The following is a 5589-nucleotide window of genomic DNA, read 5'->3' on the forward strand; positions in this document are numbered from 1 at the left end:
CTGGACTTGAACCAACGACCTCCGGGTTATGAGCTGCCGTCGGTTTCTCCATCCGTTGCGGTGCAGTGCTTTCCGGGCCTTTTGAGACCTGAAATCGCCCAAATCCCGGAGGTCTTTTTCTCTCCGCTCCGGCCCCGTTTTTCCTATTCTGGGTCAAGATCTGGGTCACACCGCAATGCTAGTTGTCTGAACGTTGTGAAAAATCGCTCTCAGCATCCTCGCGGGACAACTGCACCGACTCAATCCCCTGGGTGACAGAGCACGTCAGTTTCCTCAGCAAGGACACACTCTTCGTAAAGTTGAAAATAAGAGGGCTTATAACCGTACTTCGGCCCTCAAAAAGTTTTTTCGATCCTGCCATGCCGTAAATAGATGTTCCCACATCATTGAACAAGGGCTGTCATAACTAATAACAAGAAAAATAACAGACTCTCCGACGCTAAACGCTAAACATATGCGGAGATTATGGATGTTCATATCAATCAGTTCATGGATAGGCCGACGGAAAGCACTTATTTCCCGAACTCAAACGTCTCCCGCTGGTTTACGGCATCCAACGCCAGTTGCGCTCGGGTCAGTTCATCTGCCGTTTTTGCGTAGTCTGCCTCCACTTCCGCAAGATCATAGTTTGTGTGGGTGTAATCGATGATATTTGACTGTCTGCCGTATTGCTCCTCAATGCGCTCCTTTGGCAATCTTGCCCTCATTTCCCGGAGTTTTTCCTTCCTCTTCGTAAGCTGCGGAATGTAGATGAGCATCTCATCGATTGTCATATCAAAGCCATCCACCTGATGTGTCACATTGAACAGATTGATCGCATGTTTTAGGCTGCGGATAGTCTGCTCCATTTCTGCAAGCCGCTGCTGCGTCTCATCGTAGTGATAGGCCGGACGAACTGACTCGATGTCTTCGCCCGTGGCAGCTCGAAACTCACGGCTGCGCTTCTCCCTGTCCAGCAGAGCGGCGTATTCGTCATTCAGTTTTTTCAGAAGCTTATTTGCTTCCGCAGAAGTATATTTCATAGATGTACGTCCTTTCTGCGCCGCCTGTAAATCAAGCGGTAGTAAAAAAATCTTGTTACAACATCAGACCGGCTTCAAATTCTTGAATATCTGACCAATCGGTATCAAGAGCCTTCTCGATTTTTAAACGATATTCATCATCTCCCAAATCCGGTGAAATCAGATGCCGCTTCCAACTATTGATACGTTTCCAGCGCCAATTCGACTTTTTATCAGGGAGGCCCAAGGCTTTGCTGATCTCAACACAGGCATTTCGCTGCTCGTCCGTCATATTGTCGCTGCATAGGGTGAGCGAGATTTGAAAACAGTCTTTGCGCTTATCAATTTCATAGAAAGCGATATCGTTCGATTTCCACCCACTAATAGGCTCTGTCAATGGGGGGAACAATTTGCGGATCTTCTGTGTTGTGAACCGGGTGTATGTATGATTAGAAAACTGAGGATCATAAATCAACTCGTGGTTGAGACATTTCTCTTCGCACCAATTTTCAATAATACCGCAAGATACGATCCGCAGTGTTTTGCAGTTTTCAAAGATAAGATCTAAAATGTCCCTGTGCTTAGCGTAAATCTCCTTGCACAGACTTTCCGTATCCTTATCACCTGTGATATGCTTCATGACGGCCTCCGTGTAATGATCCAACAACATCCCCACTTCCGGAGATAATGTCACGCCGTTTCTGGCGCTCCTGATCGCATCTAAAATATCTGTATAACTCACAGGCTGCCAGTCCTGCTGGTCAGTTTCCTTTTCAGGGATAGCTCCGTCTGGCGTCAAAAAAGCGAATGAAATATTGTAGCCTGGGTATTCCTCTGTCAGAATCTCGTGATAACGCTGAAGCTGATTTCCGTGCTCGCGAGAAAAGACCTTGTTTTCGATACAAAGAAGGTATTTCCCTCTTTCACAGATGACAAGCAGGTCAATATCCCGCCATTCCCGAAAAACGATACAATCAGACACATCTTGCGGAACAGAGCCGCCTTGCCCTAAGTTTGCGGCAAAGGCGCGGAGAAACCTGTCTTGTAATCCGTGATTCCCTTTAGGATCAAGTAGCCATGCAAGGAAGTTGCTGTGGCGAATCTCAGCTTTGGTAATTTTCAGGATCTCAAACAGATTTAAGGCATTGTACTTTTTTGACAATTCAAGGAAGGCCTCATCAGACTCCAGTTGACGGATCTTTTCCTTTAGCTCATCTGTAGGTGCACTCACAATAGCCCCGCCTTTTGCTGTCGAAAATTATTTTGAACAATCATACCATATTGTAAAGATGTTTGCAACGGAGGGGTGGCGAACCCGGATAAACTCCATGATATGTCAATTTTCTTTTAAAAATTGGAGGTTACTGTGCATCTCGTGTTATACAAGGGTGAGATTTTGACGTTTCAGCTTGATCATACCATAAATATCACGGAAAGATTATTGAAGACTGCGACTACCAGGGAACGATGAGTCTCACATAGTTCCATAGCAGGAGAGATACTCTTTCCACCCTTGGATGGGGCAAGCATCGCGTCCGGCTATACGCCGACCGCAGTTCCGGGCGGAAGCCCGGACCCACTTTAGACGGCGCGAGGGCGGGGCTTATAGCGGATAAGAATGACAAGTAGAATAGATATTGTTAGAGGTTTAGAGGTGTCGTGCCAAAGTATGCATTCAAATCAACGCGCAGGCCATCTGTCAGTTTGTTCCAGCATTCCATTAGATATTTTTTGTTATTCAATACTTTTGCCTTTACTCGTTTCATCACCTTCTTTGGAATGTCGCCTTCAATCATTTCTCCGTCATAAAGTGAGACTGTGGCAGAAGATTCATGTCTATAATCCACGTGAATATGGGGAAGATGGTGGCGACCGGCCTCTTTTGATTGCATATAATAACGCAGCCCGTCCTCAACCCAGATATCACCAGCTTGGTTGGATAACATGAAAAAGATATGCAAATCCTCTCGGATGTCATAATATTTAGATAACGTCGATATACATACCGTTGGAGTTATAATTTCTACAAACTCCCCATCCTCCAAAAGATATATCCTCGGATAGGATTCCGCAAATTTTGATTTATCAAATCCTATCCGCTCTGCAATTGCATTTGAGATATTCGCTATCGATGAGCTTGCGACTAAATCCAGATCAAAATTAAATGCCTTATGGGCTTGATAGTGTGCTAACTGTTCTTCCCAAAAACGATTATCATCTATACTTTCCAGCCCTCGCATATATACATAATCACAAAGTGCAATCCCAGGATTATCGCTTATATAGTATTTTTCACCGTCATTAATTAGCATTTTGAAATGAATTTTCATCCGTTTCCCCCATTATCTAATTTTTAATAAAGTATATACAACTGAAATCAAATCTTCAAGCAGAACTATGAGAAGTGAACATCGTCCCATAGAGATAGCCTCCTGTATGTCTGACTTTATTAAACTTACCACGGCCCACAGCAGCAGATGCCAGTTCCGCCCCTGTTTGCCCCTGTGAGCCGCTGTGTCGGGCGAAGGGGGCGGAGAGCATCCGTGGCCAGCGAAACCCTATCTCCGGCCCTTGTCGGGGCTGTGTGGCGAAAGAACGAGACACCTCCTCAAATGGCAAGATAACACGAGACTTTCCCCACAACGATGGGGCACGCTTCCGTGGGCGGATTTCCATGTTTCTGGAAGTGAACCGGGGGACGAAAGAAAAAGCAGGATAAAGACCGGGGTCGCCGGTGGCGCCTCCGGCCAGTCACATCTGCCCGCAGTGCGGGCAGTTACGGGAAGTTTCCGGTGTATCAAAAGTGGGGTCAAAAACATGGGGATGGGATCAGCTTTGGGGTCACCTTCCCGGAGAGTCTAGAAATACAGAGAAAAAGTAGGGGTCATGCCGGGGATATGCACAGCTTTCTGCTGCTTTGGGATTACGGTTCCAGTGTGAGTTCCCTTTAAGAATTGCGGTGCTGAAAACAAAACAAGCATCCAATCCGGCAACCAAATTGTTACTTTTCTGATAACAGACACCAGTCCCCCTGGCTATTGGGTCCACATCGTGATATGGTGTGTCGCTGATAGGAGGCGGCACAATGCGCGACTACATGAAGGCCCTGCACGCAAGGTTCTGCCGGGAGCCGGAGCTTCAAAAAGTCCAGGAGGAATTGGAACAGGCATACAGAGAAATCAAAGCAAGGTTAGGCCAACAAGACCAGGAGACCTTGCTCCAGCTGGCGGATCTGGAGAATGAACTGCGGGATGAGACTTCGCTGACCTCCTTCATCGCCGGATTTCAGCTGGGTATGGGAATCGCCAGAGAACTGGAGCCCTACTCCTTCGAGGACGAGGAAGAGAGGCAAGCTACAGAAAGAGCAAAAATGAGGTATTCCCAGGTCAAAAATTGATACGCTATTCAAAGAAAGAGCTGCCTCAGGCAGCTCTTTCTTAACAAACTGATATCTATCAGCGTTCCCCCTGGCTATTTTTATTTTCTGTGGTATGTTGTGTCGTTGAAAAGGAGGCGGATGCCATGGCAAAAAAACGCGCCAACGGCGAAGGCAACATCAGAAAAAGAAAGGATGGTCGGTGGGAAGGGCGATACACCGCCGGGCACGATCCGGAGACGGGCAAGGCCATCTACAAGAACGTCTTGGGCCGAACTCAGGCAGAGGCAAAGGCCAAGCTGAAGGCGGCCATCGAGGAAACCAAGGTCCTGGACGTCACCAAAGTGGGAAAGTACACAGTGGGGACTTGGATGGACGAGTGGTTCGAAAACTACGCAAAGGTGAAAGTGAGGCCATCGTCCCACCAGACCTACCGGGGGTACATTGACAACCACATCAAGCCAAATATCGGAAAAATCCAACTGGAAAAGCTCACCTCTTTGGAGTTACAAAAGCTCTACAAGAAGCTGCTGACCAGCGGGAGAATCGACAGAATCGAGAGTAAGCACCAGGCAAAGGGGTTAAGCCCCAAGACGGTGCGGAACATCCATCAGATCATCACCTCGGCCATGAAGCTGGCGAAGGAGCAGAAAATCATTGCCAGTGATCCAACGGAGGGGTGTGCCCTGCCCAAACTGGAGCACAGAGAGATGAAAACTCTTCCTATCGAACAGTTGACCTCCTTCCTTAGAGAGGCCAGAGACAGCGGGGTATTCGAGATGTACTACGTGGAGCTGGCCACCGGCCTCCGGCGGGGAGAGCTGCTCGGCCTCAAATGGGAGGACATCGATTTCGAACATGGCAACTTCCGGGTGAAGCGGCAGGTAGCGAGGATCGACGGCGAAATTGTAGAAGCCCCACTGAAAACCAAAAATGCCTACCGCACCCTGCCGCTGGCGGAGGACACCATCCAAGTCCTGAAACAGCAGAAGAAAAAAGCAGGCAGCAGCCCCTGGGTGTTCCCTTCACCCACCGGCGGACCAATCTCGCCGGACAGCGTGCTTCACATGCTCCACCGGGTGCTGAAGCGGGCGGGGCTACCCAGGGTTAGGTTTCACGATCTCCGTCACACCTTTGCCACCCTGGCCCTTCAGAACGGAGTGGACATCAAGACGGTATCCGGGATGCTGGGACATTTCAGCGCAGGCTTCA

At 48.4% G+C, this 5589-nt stretch carries 5 protein-coding genes; 2 read left to right on the forward strand and 3 right to left on the reverse strand.

All coding sequences use genetic code 11. The features are described from left to right. Positions 1–512 precede the first annotated feature (512 nt). From HMPREF1546_RS11455 to HMPREF1546_RS11465, 3 genes are all read right to left on the reverse strand, one after another. Positions 513–1022, reverse strand: coding sequence for a hypothetical protein (locus tag HMPREF1546_RS11455; protein ID WP_021749592.1), 510 nt, complete (start codon positions 1020–1022; stop codon positions 513–515). A 55-nt stretch (positions 1023–1077) separates the two neighbouring features. After that, complete coding sequence (locus tag HMPREF1546_RS11460; RefSeq protein WP_021749593.1) at positions 1078–2232, reverse strand: PD-(D/E)XK nuclease family protein; 1155 nt, start codon at positions 2230–2232, stop codon at positions 1078–1080. A gap of 409 nt (positions 2233–2641) precedes the next feature. Next, positions 2642–3331, reverse strand: a complete 690-nt coding sequence (locus HMPREF1546_RS11465; RefSeq protein ID WP_021749594.1) for a DUF4160 domain-containing protein — start codon at positions 3329–3331, stop codon at positions 2642–2644. A 755-nt stretch (positions 3332–4086) separates the two neighbouring features. Between HMPREF1546_RS11465 and HMPREF1546_RS11470 the strand changes: the two genes are divergently transcribed. Both HMPREF1546_RS11470 and HMPREF1546_RS11475 read left to right on the forward strand, forming a co-directional pair. Continuing rightward, positions 4087–4398, forward strand: a complete 312-nt coding sequence (locus tag HMPREF1546_RS11470) for a DUF6809 family protein (RefSeq protein ID WP_021749597.1) — start codon at positions 4087–4089, stop codon at positions 4396–4398. A 125-nt stretch (positions 4399–4523) separates the two neighbouring features. Beyond that, positions 4524–5589 (forward strand): site-specific integrase (locus HMPREF1546_RS11475; RefSeq protein ID WP_021751960.1); only part of this gene is annotated, 1066 nt, incomplete at its 3' end.

It is taken from the genome of Oscillibacter sp. KLE 1745 (genome assembly GCF_000469445.2).
In the GTDB taxonomy this organism is placed as follows: Bacteria; Bacillota; Clostridia; order Oscillospirales; family Oscillospiraceae; genus Oscillibacter; species Oscillibacter welbionis.